10 protein-coding genes are annotated in these 16,525 nt (G+C 60.5%); 5 read left to right on the forward strand and 5 right to left on the reverse strand.

Annotated elements, in window-relative coordinates; all coding sequences use genetic code 11:
- Nucleotides 1–81: 81 nt before the first annotated feature.
- A complete protein-coding gene (locus Mal15_RS21425; RefSeq protein ID WP_233903567.1) occupies nucleotides 82–1,560 on the forward strand; it encodes a carbon-nitrogen hydrolase family protein in 1,479 nt (492 codons plus the stop codon).
- Nucleotides 1,561–1,739: 179 nt separating this feature from the next.
- Here the strand turns inward: Mal15_RS21425 and Mal15_RS21430 are convergent, their stop codons facing one another.
- Nucleotides 1,740–2,129: a hypothetical protein gene (locus Mal15_RS21430; protein WP_147869641.1), complete on the reverse strand. Its 390-nt coding sequence runs from the start codon at nucleotides 2,127–2,129 to the stop codon at nucleotides 1,740–1,742.
- Nucleotides 2,130–2,404: 275 nt separating this feature from the next.
- On the opposite strand from Mal15_RS21430, the gene Mal15_RS21435 reads away from it, so the two are divergent.
- Both Mal15_RS21435 and Mal15_RS21440 read left to right on the forward strand, forming a co-directional pair.
- On the forward strand, nucleotides 2,405–4,516 hold the full coding sequence (locus Mal15_RS21435) for a PAS domain S-box protein (RefSeq protein WP_147869642.1): 2,112 nt from the start codon (nucleotides 2,405–2,407) through the stop codon (nucleotides 4,514–4,516).
- Between the two features lie 50 nt (nucleotides 4,517–4,566).
- A complete protein-coding gene (locus Mal15_RS21440; protein WP_147869643.1) occupies nucleotides 4,567–6,015 on the forward strand; it encodes a sigma-54-dependent transcriptional regulator in 1,449 nt (482 codons plus the stop codon).
- A 388-nt stretch (nucleotides 6,016–6,403) separates the two neighbouring features.
- On the opposite strand, the gene Mal15_RS21445 is transcribed toward Mal15_RS21440, so the two are convergent.
- Entirely contained in the window at nucleotides 6,404–7,471 is a 1,068-nt protein-coding gene (locus Mal15_RS21445; RefSeq protein ID WP_167546962.1) for a DHH family phosphoesterase, read from the reverse strand.
- 274 nt (nucleotides 7,472–7,745) lie between these two features.
- On the opposite strand from Mal15_RS21445, the gene Mal15_RS21450 reads away from it, so the two are divergent.
- The gene (locus Mal15_RS21450) at nucleotides 7,746–8,963 is read left to right on the forward strand and encodes a diadenylate cyclase (protein ID WP_167546963.1); all 1,218 of its coding nucleotides are present in this window, start codon (nucleotides 7,746–7,748) and stop codon (nucleotides 8,961–8,963) included.
- A gap of 714 nt (nucleotides 8,964–9,677) precedes the next feature.
- Nucleotides 9,678–10,511: a potassium channel family protein gene (locus Mal15_RS21455; RefSeq protein ID WP_147869645.1), complete on the forward strand. Its 834-nt coding sequence runs from the start codon at nucleotides 9,678–9,680 to the stop codon at nucleotides 10,509–10,511.
- 1 nt (nucleotide 10,512) lies between these two features.
- Here the strand turns inward: Mal15_RS21455 and Mal15_RS21460 are convergent, their stop codons facing one another.
- The 3 genes from Mal15_RS21460 to Mal15_RS21470 form a co-directional block, all read right to left on the reverse strand.
- Nucleotides 10,513–11,997 carry a DUF1501 domain-containing protein gene (locus Mal15_RS21460; RefSeq protein ID WP_147869646.1) on the reverse strand — a complete coding sequence of 495 codons (1,485 nt, stop codon included), beginning with the start codon at nucleotides 11,995–11,997 and terminating at the stop codon, nucleotides 10,513–10,515.
- Nucleotides 11,994–14,975 carry a PSD1 and planctomycete cytochrome C domain-containing protein gene (locus tag Mal15_RS21465; protein ID WP_233902939.1) on the reverse strand — a complete coding sequence of 994 codons (2,982 nt, stop codon included), beginning with the start codon at nucleotides 14,973–14,975 and terminating at the stop codon, nucleotides 11,994–11,996. The genes Mal15_RS21460 and Mal15_RS21465 overlap by 4 nt, the downstream gene beginning before the upstream one ends.
- 134 nt (nucleotides 14,976–15,109) lie before the next feature.
- Nucleotides 15,110–16,522, reverse strand: coding sequence for a DUF1501 domain-containing protein (locus Mal15_RS21470; RefSeq protein WP_199773704.1), 1,413 nt, complete (start codon nucleotides 16,520–16,522; stop codon nucleotides 15,110–15,112).
- Nucleotides 16,523–16,525 lie beyond the last annotated feature (3 nt).

The following is a 16,525-nucleotide window of genomic DNA, read 5'->3' on the forward strand; positions in this document are numbered from 1 at the left end:
CTGAGCACGTCGCATGTCCGGTCCGAACCGGACTTTGATGTGTCCGAATTCGAACGCAAGCTGATCGTCCGCCCGTTGCGAATGGAGGACTACGACGCGCTGGTCGCGATGCAGTTGCGATGTTTTCCGGGCATGGAACCGTGGGGCCGCGACCAGATCCAAAGTCAACTGACACATTTTCCCGAAGGCCAGTTGGTCGTTGAATGCGATGGCCGCGTGGTCGCCAGCAGCAGCAGTTTGCTGCTGGACTATGACGACGACCTGGAATGGTGCGACTGGAAAAAGACGGCCGACGGGGGATACATTCGCAATCACCGCCCCGGTGGTGACACGTTGTACGGCATCGAAATCATGGTCGACCCGGATTTCCGCGGCATGCGGCTATCGCGTCGGCTGTACGATGCCCGCAAAGAGCTTTGCCGCAGCCGAAACGTGGAGCAAATGATCGTCGGCGGACGCATTCCCGGCTATCACAAGCATGCCGACCAATTGAAGGCGTCGGAGTACGTCGATCGCGTCATCAACAAGTCGATTTTCGATCCCGTCCTGTCGGCCCAGGTCGCCAACGGGTTTGCCCTGGAAGGCCTGTTGAAGGACTACCTGCCATCGGACACCGAAAGCTGCGGCTACGCGACGTTTTTGATTTGGCGCAATCTGGAGTATTCGTCGGCCGGCAAGCGGCGGCATCGACGCACCGTTCGGCCGGTCCGCATCGGTGCGGTTCAATACCAGATGCGCGCGGTGGCGGATTTCGACGAATTCGCCCGCCAGATCACTTACTTTGTCGATGTCGCCGGTGACTATCGCTGTGATTTCCTGTTGTTCCCGGAACTGATCACCACCCAATTGCTTTCGATCATCCCGTCGCTGCGTCCGGGGCAGGCGGCGCGGAAGTTGGCCGAATTCACGCCGAGGTTGTTGGAGGTGTTTGCCGATTTGGCGATGAAGTTCGACACCAACATCATCGCCGGTTCACACTTCATTGTCGAAGACGATCGACTGTACAACGTTGCGTTCTTGTTTCATCGTGACGGCCGCATCGACAAGCAATACAAGTTGCACATCACGCCCAGCGAACGAAGCTGGTGGGGGGTCGAAGGGGGGCCGTCGCTGGAGGCGTTTGACACCGATTGCGGCAAGGTATCGATCCAAGTCTGTTACGACTGTGAGTTCCCGGAACTCGGTCGCTTGGCGGCCGGCTTGGGGGCCGACATCATTTTTGTCCCCTACAATACCGAAAGCCGTCACGGCTATCTCCGCGTCCGCGCCTGTGCCCAAGCACGCTGCATCGAAAACGACGTTTATGTTGCGATCGCCGGTTGCACCGGGAATTTGCCCTTCGTCGAAAACGCCGACGTGCACTACGCGCAAACGGCGATCCTGACACCCTGTGATGTGACCTTTGCCCGCGACGGCATCGGCGCCGAAGCAAGTCCGAACATCGAAACCGTGATCATCCACGACGTCGACCTGGAACTGCTTCGTCGGCACCGCGAACGCGGCAGCGTGACCAATTGGAAAGATCGCCGCACGGATCTGTATGAGGTGATGCGGAAGTAGTGCCCCCGCTCGATGTAGCCGATCTTTTTACCTCCAAAATCTTCCTACCTCTCTACCCGGCCAAGACGTCTTGTCGCGTCGGTTGGAATCGCGAGAGGGATGGCAGAATGATTCGGGGCAGAATGATGAAATGCTGGTAGGCTGGCGGCAAACACGGATCGTCACGCGTTTACCGGCCGTCACGCGGTCGCGGGGTCGCTGCAGGACAGGTCTTCGCAAAGGGAGCGACAGGCGACGTAGCCGACCGAGACGGGGTACTTGGCTGCCAGGACGCTGGCCTGGTCAAACAGTTTGATGGCGACGGCGAGGTCCCCCGAAGCAACAGCGTTCAAGGCTTGCTGTGCGTGCTCGGCCGCCGTCTTGGCGTCGTGTTCGACCCCCGCCAGCCACTGGGCCGCCTGATACCAGCACTGGGATTCGTCACCGCGGGTCGCCTTGGCCGCCACCACCGCCTGACGTGCCTGCAGCCCACGTAAGTTCAACCGCCGCGAACCGAATTCGGTTTCCCAGCAGCAACCCACCCAGGACTGCTGAGCAAGCCGTACCATTTCACTGAGTTGGTCAAACATGGAGGTGGTTCGCGAAAAAGGTAAGCAACGGATGATGGGAGTAGTCCTGTTCGGCTAAGTTAGACGATGACCCGCGTTGCCGTCGCGGGGCTGCGGTTTGCCCTTTGCATGAAGCAACCCGGTGACGCAAATGGTGTACCCGTCGGATGTCAAATTTTTTTCCAGAAGGGGCCGCCTCCGTTGGCCGGGCAGGCCACCTTAAATGGCCGAGCGGGCCACCTTAAATTTCCGGGCGGCGTCTGCCAACCGAATTCCTTTGTCCTGATTGCTGGTCCGTGAAAGCATTGATACGCCGAAACGCGTTCCCGTTGGTGTGCATCGCCACCGTCGTGTTGACCCTCGGTTCGTTCGTCGTGGCGTACCGGGCGATCGGCGACCTGCCGGCGGCGAACGGGCAGATCTCGATGGCCGAGGTCCGTCTGCAACAACTCGGCTCGCTGCGGGCCAATTTGGCCGCCGCCACGTCGCGCGTCCGCGTCATCAAGATGGGTGGCGACGATCAAGATCGGATGGAACTGGCCGAGGCGATCGCCCGATGCGACCAGTTGGTCGCCGAGCTGCAGACGGCGGACCGACCCGCCGCGGCCCTGAACGATCCCTCCGGTGACCGCAGTTGGTTGGGGCGGTTGCAGGACCGGATCGGTGACTTTCTGGAATTGCTGCGGTCGGCCAACGTCGGCGGCGATTCCATCAGTGACGCGCAATTGACGCAACTGCGTGGCGAGTCCAAATCGCTGCGTTCGCAAGTGGAGTCGCTGGAAGAATCGCTTCACCACCAAGTCGTCGATCTGCGCCGCAGCTTGGATTCAAAACGCAACGATGCGCTTTCCAGCTTGGTGGGCGGGCACACGGTCATGCTCGCCGCACTGGCATTGTTGTACACCGCACGTCGCTCGGAACGCCATCGTCGTCTGGTCGCCGACAGCAAGACCGCCCAGGCCGACGGTCGCTTTGAACTGTTGTTCCAAAGCAGCGGCGACGGGATCATTGTGACCGATGAAGTCGGTCGGATCGAGGTCGCCAATGTGGCGATGGCGGAAATGTTGCGGATGCCCGTCGATGGGTTGCCCGGCCAGGTGCTGACACGATTTTTCGAAACGACCGTGATCGATGAATGGCTTGCCAACCGCCTGGATGACGAAAACCAACACCCCTTGCTGTTGCGGCGGGTGAAGGTCAAACGCAGCGACGGCGACACGCTGCTGGCGGAATTGTCCGTCAAACCCCGGACCGACTTCGGAATCGACCGGCTGGCCATCTCCGTGCGCGACGTCTCCGATCATCACGCTTCGCGATTGCGGATGAAACAGCATGAAGCCTTGTTGGCCGAGATCCCCGACCCGATCCACGTGCTCGATGCCTCCGGGCGGATCGTCTATTGGAACCGCGGCGCACAGCAGTTGTTTGGATACTCCGCGGGCGAAGCGATCGGACACACCGCCGGTGATTTATTGCGAATCGTCCCGCCGAAAGATGAATCCGGTAACGTGCACAGCAATGACTACGAAAACGCCCCACGCTGGTCGGGCGAGCTTCACGCGACGGCCAAGGACGGCACGCGGCTTCGCATTGAGCGCCGTCGCACGCGGCTGTTCGACGAGGGGGAATCGATCGGCGACGTCATTTTCGACCTCGATCTGGTCGCCCGCACCAAACTTCAACAGGTCGAACGAAGGCGACAGCGTCTGGAATCGCTCGGTGCCCTGGCCGGCGGGATCGCGCACGACCTGAACAACCTGCTGACCCCGATTCTGATGAGCGGAAAGATGTTGCAGCGGGATAATCCCAACATCGATCGCTCGGCGCTGGTCGAAACCATCGTCGTCGGTGCCTCACGCGGCGCCGACCTGATCGCACAATTGTTGACCTTTGCCCGCGGCGGAGACGGCGTCCGGCAACCGATCCGCTTGCAGGCATTTTTACCGGAAATCGTAGCGATCATCGAACGCACACTTCCCGCCGGGATTCAGCTGCGGTTGAATATCGAACCCGACTTGCCCGACATCAGCGGTGACGAAACGGAGATCAGTCAGGTCGTGATGAATCTGGCCATCAACGCGCGCGACGCGATGGCCGAATCGGGCACGCTGGGAATCGAAGCCTCGCTGATGACGTTGGTCACCGAACGCTCCTTTTCCTACACCACGTTGCAACCGGGCGACTATGTTGTGATCAGTGTTTCGGATACCGGGACGGGCATCCCGGTTGCCATCCGGGACCGGATCTTTGACCCGTTCTTTTCCACCAAACCCCGCGGCCAGGGCACCGGACTCGGGCTCAGCACGTCGATCGGGATAGTCAAAAGCCACAACGGTGCGATCGGATTGCAGTCGACCGTCGGCAAAGGGACAACGGTGTCGGTGATCCTTCCGGTCCAAGCGTCCTGAAACGTATGCCATACTGAATGCCCCCAGCCAACCACGCTGACAACGATGTCATGACAAATTCCCAAACCCTGCTGGTCATCGACGACGACCCTTTGATCTTGCAGTGCATGCGATTGTGCCTGCCTGAACCGGACTATCACGTCTTGGTCGCGGGATCGGCCGAGCAAGCCTTGACCGCCTTTCGTCGCGAGCAACCCGATGCGGTGTTGTTGGACATTCAGTTGCCCGACCAATCCGGGTTGGCATTGATTCACGAGCTTCGCGAGCAGGATCGCCGTGTGCCGGTGATCTTGATGACCGGCCACGGCACGTCGGAAACCGCGATCGCGGCGATGAGCGGCGGTGCGTTCGACTACATCACCAAGCCGTTCGAGCCCGATGAGATTCTGCCCGTCATCGATGCGGCGCTGGAAACGAGTCGCATGGCACGCAAACCCGCGATCTTGCCGTCGGAACGAGAGCACACGTCGGCGGAAAAACCGAGTGACCGAATGCTCGGCGAGTGTCCCGCGATGGTCGAGGTGTTCCGGTCGATCGGCCGCGTCGCATCGCGTGATACCGCCGTCTTGATTCTGGGGGAAACTGGGACGGGCAAAGAAGTCGTCGCCCGCGCCCTGTATCAACACAGCTCACGACACGATCACGTGTTTCACGCGATCAACTGTGCGGCGATTCCCGAGGCCCTGTTGGAAAGCGAATTGTTCGGCCACGAAAAAGGTTCGTTCACCGGAGCGGACCAGCGGCGGATCGGGAAGTTCGAAATCTGCAACGGCGGGACGCTGTTCTTGGATGAAATCGGCGACATGACGCCCGTGATGCAGACCAAGCTGCTGCGCGTTCTGCAGGAAAAGGAATTCGAACGCGTCGGCGGCAGCAAGACGATCAAAACCGACGTGCGGATCATCGCGGCCACCAACCGCGATCTCGACTCCGCGATGGCCGACGGGTCGTTTCGCAGCGACTTGTTCTATCGTTTGAACGAATTCACGATCTCATTGCCCCCATTGCGCGAGCGCGGCCAGGACCTGCCCAAGATGGCCGAGCACTTCTTTCGATTGTTCGCGCGGCAGCTGAAGAAAGACTTTGTATCGATCGCGCCCGAAACGATGCAACGTCTGATCGATCACGATTGGCCCGGCAACGTTCGCGAGTTGCAAGGGATCATCAAGCAGACGCTGCTCAAAGCCAGCGGGCCGGTGATTCTGCCTTCCTTCTTGCCCAGCGGATTCGCGGCCCCGGTGCCTCCGGCCGCGAAGGCTACGATCACTCCATCATCCTCGCACGACTGGCAGGGCGGGTTGGTCGACGAGATCCGCAGACGTCTGGGCGAGGGCTCGTTCACGATCGGCAATGACATCCACGACGAGGTCGATCGGATCCTGATCAGCGAGGTGATGAAGTCGACCGGCAACAACATCAGCGAGGCCAGCAATCGCCTGGGCATCAGCCGCCCGACGCTCCGCAGTCGCATCAATCACCTGCGGATTGACGTCAGCTGATCTTCTTGTACAAGCACGACGCGCAAGCGAGTAAACCCGTAGCGACCCTTGCTAGCGCTGCGGGCTAGTAAATCAACAAGGGGTTGACGGCTAGTTGATCTATTCCGACCGCACGTGGGATCAGCCGTTTCGCGCGAGCGTACGGGCCTCCAACACCAAGAATACGGGCCTCCAACACCAAGAATACGGGCCTCCAACACCAAGAATACGCACTGGCGCCCGTAGGCTCGCGCCAAACGGCTGATTAAATCAACAAGCCGTTGACGAGTTCCGCTACCGGATTAGAAAAAGTAGGCGTGCCAAGACGAGCTTGGCACGCCCCTGGGATGGGGACCTACCTGTGACCATCGAGGCCGAACCTCCTGGTCAGCCAGTAGCTCCATACCAGTTACAGATCCAGATTTTGAACGATTTCGCGTTTGGCAATCAAGCGTGTCCCCCGTTTTCGTTCGACGCCGCAGACGTCCAGCCAGCGATCGCGGAGCAGGTTGGAGACCTTTTCGACCGCGCTGGCACTCTCGCCGACGTTGGGGATTTTTCCGCCGGCCCGGTGGGCGTGGCCGCCGGACCCTCCCAGCCCCTTCAGCGTCGCCTGAATCATGTCCGCCGCGTTGTCTTTGGGGAACTGTGTCCGCGCCGACACCAACAAGTCGTTACCGATCACGGCACCGCACATCACGCGTCCGACCGATTCACAGCGGACGAGCAAATCCGCGATTTCGCCGACGATTTCCACGCCGTCGGCGCGGGGCAGGAAACACAGCGCCACGTCGTCATAAAGAAATGTGTTTTGCAACGCCAGCAGCAGATCCCCGTAATAAGATCGCTGCAACGGTGCGTTATGAATCTCCGCCAACAGTTCCGGTTCGGCGTACTCCATCAACCAGGGCAGGATCATTCGATCCAGCGCCGAATAATGCGATTCATAGGCACACGTCTCGGTACGGATCGCATACAGCATGGCGGTCGCCAGTTTGGCTCCCGGAGGGATGTGTTGCTCGCGAAGATAACTGGCGATGATCGATGCCGACGCGGCGACCTCGACGCGGATATCGACAAAGGGTGCCTTGGTATTTCGCACATCGGCGATGTGATGGTCAATGATCGCAAACGGCTGGATGCGCTGACGGGTCAAGACGTGGTTCGACGCTCCGATGCTGCAATCCACCAGGATCGCCGCGGCGCGGTCATCGAAATCGAAGTCGTCGACCAGTTCGATCGGCGGGTCGAGCAGGTTCACCATGTGCCGGTTTTCGGCCCGCACGATCGCCCCGCCCCCGATCACCCGCGTCGGCAGCCCGATGGTTTCGTCGACCAACACCTTCAACCCCCAACCGGTCGCGATCGCGTCCGGGTCGGGGTTGTCGTGCATCACGATCACAACCTCGTCGTGCTCACTCAGACGCTCCAGCAGCTTGGCGGAGACGGATTTCGCATTCAATTGCGTTGCCTTCATCACTCGGTCGCTTTTGTTACCCGCTCGGCCCCAATCTTCAACAAACTCAGTCTCCGATAAACCCGGTCGCCAAATCCCAGCTGCCATGTTAGCCCGCGCCGGAAATGCCCCGTCGCGCCAGAGTGCTATCGTATCTCTGGCCGAGACCGGTATAAAGGTTGGGAATCCTGAATCGGCAAAGTTCGCCCGATCTTCCCTCGTGCCCGGTCCGGTTAGGCAAATCGCATCCCGCATGCGGACGGGGAAGGAAAACAGCCCCCTTGGGTGGATCATGTTGGAATCGATTCTTTTGACCATCGACGAACTGCGGCAATCATTCCGCGTTGTCGACGTGATCGACATTCTGCTGGTGTCGGCGTTTCTGTACGCGTCGATGCTGTGGTTCCAGCAGACGGCTTCGCGCGGCGTCCTGGTCGGATTGGCGGCGTTGGCGTGGGTGTATTTTTTGGCCCGCAGCCTGGACATGTACCTGACCTCGTTGGCCTTTCACACCACCTTCGCCGTGCTGCTGTTCATCCTGGTGGTGGTGTTCCAGGAGGACCTGCGGCGGCTGCTCGAGCGGATGGCGTCGTTCCGGTCGGTGCATTTTGAACACGACGGTCGACGCTCGATCCCGGTCGATGACTTGATCGAAGTGGTGTTTCGCATGGCGTCGACGAAAACCGGCGCGCTGATCGTGCTGAAACGAAAGGAGTCGCTGGAGCGCCAGCTGAACGGAGGCATCGCGCTGGGCGGCAGGTTCAGTATTCCGTTGATCTACAGCATCTTTGATTCCAGTTCACCGGGACACGACGGTGCGATCGTGATCGATCGCGACCGCATCGAACAGTATGCCGCCCACCTGCCGATCTCTCCCCACACCGGCAAGATCGGTGGACGCGGCACCCGGCACAGCGCCGCGTTGGGGCTTTCGGAACGCTCCGATGCGGTGACCATCGTGGTCTCGGAGGAACGCGGCAGCGTCTGTGTCACCCAAGCCGGCACGCTGACGGAAATCCCCGGCCCGGCGGACTTGAAACAGTTTCTGGAAAACAGCTTCGCCTCCGTGCTGCCGGATTCGCGGCAACCGCTTTGGAAGCAGATCCTGGTCGACCACGCGGGCCTGAAACTTCTCTCCTTCGTCGTGGCCATCGCCGCTTGGTTCGTGCTCGCCTACGATCCCAACACCGTCCAACGCACCTTCATCGTGCCGCTGGAATATCGTAACGTGGCAAAGCAACTGGAGATCGACACCTCCGCGCCGACCGAATGCCGTGTGACCCTGTCGGGGTCGGATCGCGATTTTCGCTTCCTCGATCCGGCCAGCTTAAAAGTCTCGCTGGATCTGGCCGACGCCCAGGCCGGTTACCACGAGTTTCTGCTCAGCGCCCAGAACATCCGTCTGCCGGCAAACCTGTTTCCCTATCGCATCGACCCTCGCGTCGTCCAGCTGAAGATGAACGTTAAACTGCCCGAACCGAAGCCGCCCGAGGCGAGTGCGACGGCGCCGTAGTCTTTCGTCGCAGCTTGGTTCGCGTACTCGACGATGTGTTCGGAGGGTCGCCGTGTTCTCCGAACTCGGCGCGGGCGTGAAAAAGTTAAGCTTTGCCCCGCGGCGACCTCGGAGAGGACGGCGACTGTCCAGCCCAATCGAAAACGCAGCGGCGGTAGACGGGGCGTGCGGACCGGCAGTGAATGGACACTGGAAAACAGGTTTCCAACGCGAAGTTGTTTCTTTTCCATCCGGGCACCGGGAGATGACTGGGCGATCGTGAGCTGCCAGGTGCTTGAAGTGACTTCATCGTTCGTGAGATCAGGTGCACATGATCAACGTGCATCGACGCACACATTCCCAACGCCGTCGATCCGATCTGCCGATCGCGTCGGTGGCTGGGCAGCTGTCGAACCACGCATCGGTCTGATTCCACATTCCATTCCGCCCCTTGCCGCTCGCTGCCGTTTATTCTGGCACAGAAAATGCAATTCGTGATTGACCGTCGACCCGGTCTGGGTCTCCGATCAACCCGTTTGCTCATCCGAGGAAACAGAAACGCAACCCGAAAATCTGATGTTGACAGAGCGCTAGGTCGGCCGGACAGCCCCTTACGCGTGCCAAGGCAAGCATTATTTTGGCCCCACCACGCTTTTTCATAGCGACCCGCAAAGTATTATCTGGGCTTTGCGGGTCGCGTTTTTTGTTTTCCGACCGATCGGCCGGAGGTTTCTTTTGATCGGTGTAATCTCACTCTTGGTGACGCTCACGCTGTCGATGATCGTCACGCGTGTCGCCGCGATGGCATTGATGTTCACGGGGCTGTCGCGCGAAGCGGCGAAATTCCAGGCCCGATCGGCGTTCACCGGATCCGGATTCACCACCCAGGAATCCGAAATGGTCGTCACCCATCCGGTGCGACGCCAGATCGTGATGTTGTTGATGCTGTTGGGCAACGTGGGGATCGCCACCGTGGCCGCGACCGTGATGGTGTCGGTGATGAGCACGTCCAATTCCGCGTGGCAAACCCAGGTGCTGTTGTTCACGATCCTGGTCGGCGGGATCACGTTTCTGTGGATGTTCTTTTCCAGCCGCTGGGTCGAACGCCACATGAACCGCGTCATCGCCTGGCTGTTGAAAACGTTCACCGACCTGGACGTCCGAGACTACGTCAGCTTGCTGGAGCTCTCACGCGGCTATGCGATCACCGAAATGCTGGTCGAACCTCGGGATTGGTTGGCCGGTAAAACGCTGGCATCGCTGCGGCTTTCCGATGAAGGCATCCTGGTGCTGAGCATCCGACGTGAAGGGGGCATCTTTCAAGGCACCCCGCGGGGCGATGACGTGGTCCAACCCGGCGATGTGCTGATCTTGTACGGCGACCTGGATGACGTCGAACGATTGGACAAACGGCGCGCCGGTTTCAAAGGCGACCAGGAACACGCCCTGTCGGTCGAACAACAGGAAGAATTCGAAGCCGAGCAGCGTGAATTGCTGCAGGCCCTCGAAGCCAAGCAGGCGCTGGAGTCGGAGATTTCCGAGAAGGTTGAAAAGCTGGATGGATCATAGGCTATGCCATGATTTCTTTGACCACCCGCGAGGGCTGGGTGACGTTGGACAATCGTTGCGGCAGCCCCTGGTGCATGTAGGTCAGCCGTTTGTGATCGATCCCCAGCAAGTGCTGCAGCGTCGCGTGCAGGTCGTGCGGTGAAACCTTGTCGACAATCGCTTCGTAACCGATCTCGTCGGTTTCTCCATAGCTGATTCCCGGCTTGATTCCCCCGCCGGCCATCCACATCGTGAAGGCGCCGGGGTTGTGATCGCGACCGACAAACTTCATCTCCCGACCGCCACGGTTTTCACGCATCGGCGTGCGTCCGAATTCACCGCCCCAGACCACCAGCGTGTCGTCCAGCAATCCGCGCTGGCGCAAGTCGTTCAGCAGCGCCGCGATCGGCCGATCGACTTCTTCGCACCGTGTCTTGAACCCGCCGTTCAGGGCTTCGCTTTCGGCCGCCCCGTGGGAATCCCAGCCCCAGTGAAACAGCTGGATGAATCGCACGCCGCGTTCGGCCAATCGGCGGGCCAGCAAACAATTGTTGCCAAAGGATTCCTTGCCCGGCTCGGTGCCATAGAGCGCGTGGGTCGCTTTGTTTTCCTGCCGCAAATCGAATGCTTCGGCCGCATGGGTCTGCATCCGAAACGCCATTTCGTACTGCGAGATCCGCGTCAGGACTTCCGGATCACCGGTTTCCTCGAACGTTTGTTGGTTGATCCGATTGATCGCGTCCAAGGCGCGGCGTCGCTGCTGCATCGAAACGCTTTCGGGATTGGACAGGTACAGAACGGGATCGCCTTTGGAACGACACTGCACGCCCTGGTAAACCGAGGGCAAGAAGCCCGACCCCCAAACGCTTTTACCGGCCGACGGAGTCTTTCCGCCTGAAACCAGCACGATGAAGCCGGGCAAGTTCTCGCTTTCGCTGCCCAGGCCGTACATCGTCCATGCGCCGAAGGACGCACTGCCCAAGTTTTGATTCCCGGTGTGCAACAGCAACTGGGCCGGTCCGTGATTGAACTGGCTGGTGTACATCGATTTGACGAAACAGACCTCGTCGACGACCGATTGAAAATGCGGCATCCGGTCGCTGACCCAGGCACCACTGTCGCCGCATTGCCGGAACGGATACTGCGGCCCCAGCATTTTGGGGACGCCTTGGATGAAGGCGAAACGTTTGCCCTCCAAGAAACTCGCCGGGCAATCCTGGCCATCAAGCTGTTGTAGCGCCGGTTTGTAATCGAACAGTTCCAGTTGGCTGGGGGAACCGGCCATGTGCAAAAAGATGACCCGCTTGGCCCGCGCCGCGAAGTGCGGCAGCGCGTGCGAATCGTGCGAGTCCGGTTGCGTCTCCGCCCCTGCGTCCGACAGGTCGGCGGCGATCGACCGACCACCCAACCAGATGCCGGCCAGTCCCAGCGAACAGTTTTTCAAGAAGTGTTTGCGAGTCTGCAATCGTGCGTACTCTTCTTGGACATGGTCATGAAGATTCTTCATTTCGTTACCGCTCGATCCAAATTCAAAATGGTGTTGGCGACGATTGCGAGTGCGTCGGCGTTGATCGCTTCGGCAGTGAATGTGTCGTCAGAGGGAGCTGCGGACGACTCGATCCGCAAATCGTGATATAGCTGCTTCAACTCTTCCAGTTCGACTTGTCCGGGGGGCCGCTGAGTGACCGCCCAATACATCCACTCGATCGCAACGCCGGCATCGGGTGCGTCATCGGAGCCGACCGCGTCGACGGCCCGATCGGCCAACGCCCGTCCACATTCGACGTAAACGGGATCGTTCAGCGTGACGAGCGCCTGCAGCGGTGTGTTGGTGGCGATCCGTCGCGCCGAACAGAGGTCACGGGTGGGCGAATCGAACATCAAGAAGCTGGGGTAGGGACTGGTGCGCCGCCAATACGTGTACAACCCGCGTCGGTACTTGCCGCTACCCTCGGGCGTCTTCCACTGGGCGCCGCTGTACACCGTTTGCCACACACCGTCGGGTTGCGGCGGCATCACGGAGGGGCCGCCGATCTGGTCTTCCAACAGCCCCGAAACCGCGAGCGCCTGATCGCGAATCATCTCCGCCGTCAATCGCGTGCGTGGCCCCCGCGCCAACAGCACGTTGCGAGGGTCTTGCTCGCGAAGAGACTGCGGCGCAGCACTGGTTTGACGGTACACCGACGACAGCACGATCTCTCGCAGCAATGGTTTTAACCGCCACCGGTGTCCTTCCCGCATCCGCAGCGCCAGATGATCCAACAAGTCGCGATCGAAAGGCTGTGTCCCGCTGGAGCCGAAATCTTCCAGCGTTTCGACCAGCCCGATACCGAACAGTTCTGCCCAAATGCGGTTGGCCCAAACACGTGCGGCCAGCGGGTTGTCGTCCGAGACCAGCCAGCGGGCGAAATCCAATCGGTCGCGGACGGGTTGTTCGACCCCGAAGACCGCGGGGATTCCCGGTGGGATCTCTTCACCGCGATCGAGCCAATTGCCGCGGATGAACTGACGCGTCGCGCGGGAAACGGCGGCTTGGCGGGCTTCCATCACCGGCAACGACGCTCCACGGACCTGACCGGCCGCCTTCTTGGCCGGCGCGAGTGCGCGGTCGAGTTCGGCAAGTTCCTCCGAGGCGATCAATTCGGTCCAGGCGTCATCGTCGCAAACGTCCCAGCGGAAATGGCGAATCGGAGTGGCCAAGTTTCCGGCAACGCTATTGGATTGCAGCATCTCCAATCGCAGCGTGGCATCAGGGCCGACGTCGTCGCCGTCTAAACGATCACGCAGCACAAAGACGGCCCAGCGAGGGCGATGCAGTTTCGGGTAGCCGCCGACGCCGTCCGCATTCTTGTCCAAACTCGACCGCGGATCTTCCGGCCCGGTCAAGGCGTCCGCAAAGGCGTCGGCGATCTCGACCGGCACGGCGGTGCCGTCCGCCTTGACCAGCGACAGCTTGAACTGGCTGAGCACGGAACCTTGTTCCGGCCAATTGACCGGGTCATCCGACTCGGGCAGGATCTCCACTCGCAGTGCCGTCAACGGCTGTGCGTTCGCCTGGACCGTGTATCGAACTCCCGGCGGGAACGTGCCCCCGGCGGTCCGCACGTGGTCGCCATCGATCCGCAACTCGCCTTCGGTGCTCGAAACGTTCGATGGAACCAGCGGATTCCAGGAGACCTGCGTCGCCAGATCGCCGCCGAGTTGATTGCGATCGATGCGTAATTGTTGGTAGGCCCGTTGTGCGTCGACCGCCGCGGGGATCTTTTCAGGATCGCCGGGGATTTTCAGGGTCGGATAGTCCGACGGCAGATCGGCATCCAGCGAGTCGTTCAAGATCGCCATGCAGGCGTAATACTCTTCGTGCTTGAACGCATCGTAGGGGTGCGAATGGCACTGCACGCATCCGAACGTTGTCGCCTGCCAGACGGTCCAGGTGGTGTTGATCCGGTCGATCAGCGCCGCGACACGAAACTCTTCATCGTCCGTCCCGCCTTCGGTATTGGTTTGGGTGTTGCGGTGAAACGCGGTCGCAATCAAATCGTCCGGCGTCGGGTCCTCCAACAGGTCGCCGGCCAATTGACGGATCGTGAACTGGTCGTACGGCATGTCGTCGTTAAAGGCACGAATCAACCAATCGCGATACGGCCACATGTCCCGGTGCGGATCCTTTTCAAATCCTTTCGAATCGGCATAGCGGGCCAGGTCCATCCAGACCGACGCCCATCGTTCGCCGAATCGTTCACTGGCCAACAGCCGGTCGACCTCGCGTTGATAGACGGTTTCACGTGAGGCAGCGGAGCCGGTGCGGCGCAGCGCTCGGGTAAACCTCTCGACCCGCTGCATCGACGGAGGCAAGCCGATCAAATCGAACGAGACACGCCGCAACCATTCCTCCGGAGCGGCTTCGCGGGACGGCATGAGTCCTTCTCCGGCCAGCCGCTGAAACACCAACCGGTCCAGCGGCTGCCGTGCCCAATCCGAAGCGTCGTGATCGACCCCGGTTGCGTCCGCACGACCGGGCATCGACGACTTCAGCGGTTGTAGTGACCACAGCCCACCCCAGGGAGCGCCCTGGCGGATCCACTCTTCCAGCAACTCGATCTCCTCTGCCGGCAGCGGATCGGGGTGCTCATCGGCCGGCGGCATCCGCTCGTCAGGATCGTCGCTTTTGATGCGTTCGATCAATAGCGATGCGTCGGGATCCCCCGGTTCGATCACCCATCCGTCCGGCGGCAATACTTGTTCGGCATAGACGAACGACAGGCCGCCGGCTTGCTTCACGCCGCCGTGACAGGACGTGCAATGTCGCGTCAGGATCGGGCGGATCTGTTTGTTGAAATCGATGGGGCGTTCGGCGGAGGCGACGTCGTCGGTGCAACTGACGAGGACCAGCAGAAGAAGTCCGATGAACGGGCGAATGCGTCCAGATTGATTAAAGGGGATTCGGAGTGGCGTGGCGTCCCGACGACGGCCCGGAAGGGCCATCGTACTTGGATCAGCGGTTGCGCTTCGCTGGATGGGCCGCGTCGCGCTGGCCATGCCAATGAAAACCCACCCTCTGGCGAGGGTAGCTACTGATAAGTGACGATTCATGACGTTGTGTATAGGAAGCGGGGGGATCAAGCGAGAATCTCGTTGATGACGCGTCCGTGCACGTCGGTCAATCGAAAATCGCGTCCCGAATAGCGATAGGTCAGGCGTTTGTGGTCGAAGCCCAGTTGATGCAACACGGTGGCGTGAAAATCAGGCATCGTCACCTTGTTCTCGGTGACCGCCATCGCCAGTTCATCGGTCGCGCCGTAGGTCGTGCCGCCGCGGACTCCGCCACCGGCCATCCACACGGTGTATCCATCGATGTGATGATCGCGTCCCACCTTCGTCGGATCCTTGACCTGCTGGACGGTCGGCGTGCGGCCCATTTCGCCGCCCCAGATGACCAGCGTCTCGTCCAACATGCCGCGTTGCTTCAGATCGGTCAGGAGTGCGGCGATGGGGCGATCGGATTCTTCCGCCAACCGCGTGATGTTTCTGACGATCGAACCGTGGTTGTCCCAGGGCTGGCCGGCGCCGTGGTAGCACTGGATGTAGCGGACCCCGCGTTCGGCCAGGCGTCGCGCGTACAGCATGTTGCGGCCTTGAATCGAATCGCCGTACAGCTCGCGAATATGCGCGGGTTCTTGCGACAAGTCAAACGCATCGGTTCCGGCGCGTTGCATCCGAAAGGCAAGTTCCATCGTAGCAATGCGGCTTTCCAGACGCTCGTCTTCGGCGCGCTGGGCGGCATGTCGCTGGTTCAGGAATTGTGCAAGTGCCACCTGTGCCCGCTGCGAACCGGCTCGCACATCGCGACGCGTCAGGTTGGGAACGATTTGTTTGCCCGTGTTTTCGGTGTCGATGTGCGTTCCCTGGTACACCCCCGGCATGAACGCGCTGGTCCAGTTGCGTGACTGGGCGGTCGGCAAACCACGCGGACACAACACGACAAAGCCCGGCAATTCATCGCTCTCATTGCCCAATCCGTACAACAGCCAGGAACCCAGGCTGGGGCGTGGCAACGTCGAATGCCCGCAATTGGTCAGCAACAAGCCGGGTGTGTGATTGGCGATCTCGCCCTGCATGCTGCGAATCACACATAAGTCATCCGCATGCTCGGCGACGTTTGCAAACAGCTCGCTGACCTCCAAGCCACACTCGCCGTACCGCTTGAACTTGAACGGGGAACCGAACAGGTTTCCTGCCCGGTTGCGTTGGGTCGGTTGCAGTTGTTTCTTCACCGAATCGGGAAGCGGCTTGCCGTCCAGGCGGCTGAGTTCAGGCTTGCGATCAAACGTGTCCATTTGGGACGGGCCGCCGTTCATAAACAGGTGGATCACCCGTTTGACGCGCGGCGGAAAGTGCGGCGCCAGCTCGCTGAGCGGCGATTCTTCCGGTGCCCGATCGGCCGCTGCGGATTGCTGCAACATGCCGGCCAGCGCGATCGACCCCAGACTGGTCGACTGCAACCAGCTTCGTCGTGAAAGGAATGGGTTCATGTT

This window comes from Stieleria maiorica (assembly GCF_008035925.1).
GTDB classification, from domain to species: Bacteria; Planctomycetota; Planctomycetia; order Pirellulales; family Pirellulaceae; genus Stieleria; species Stieleria maiorica.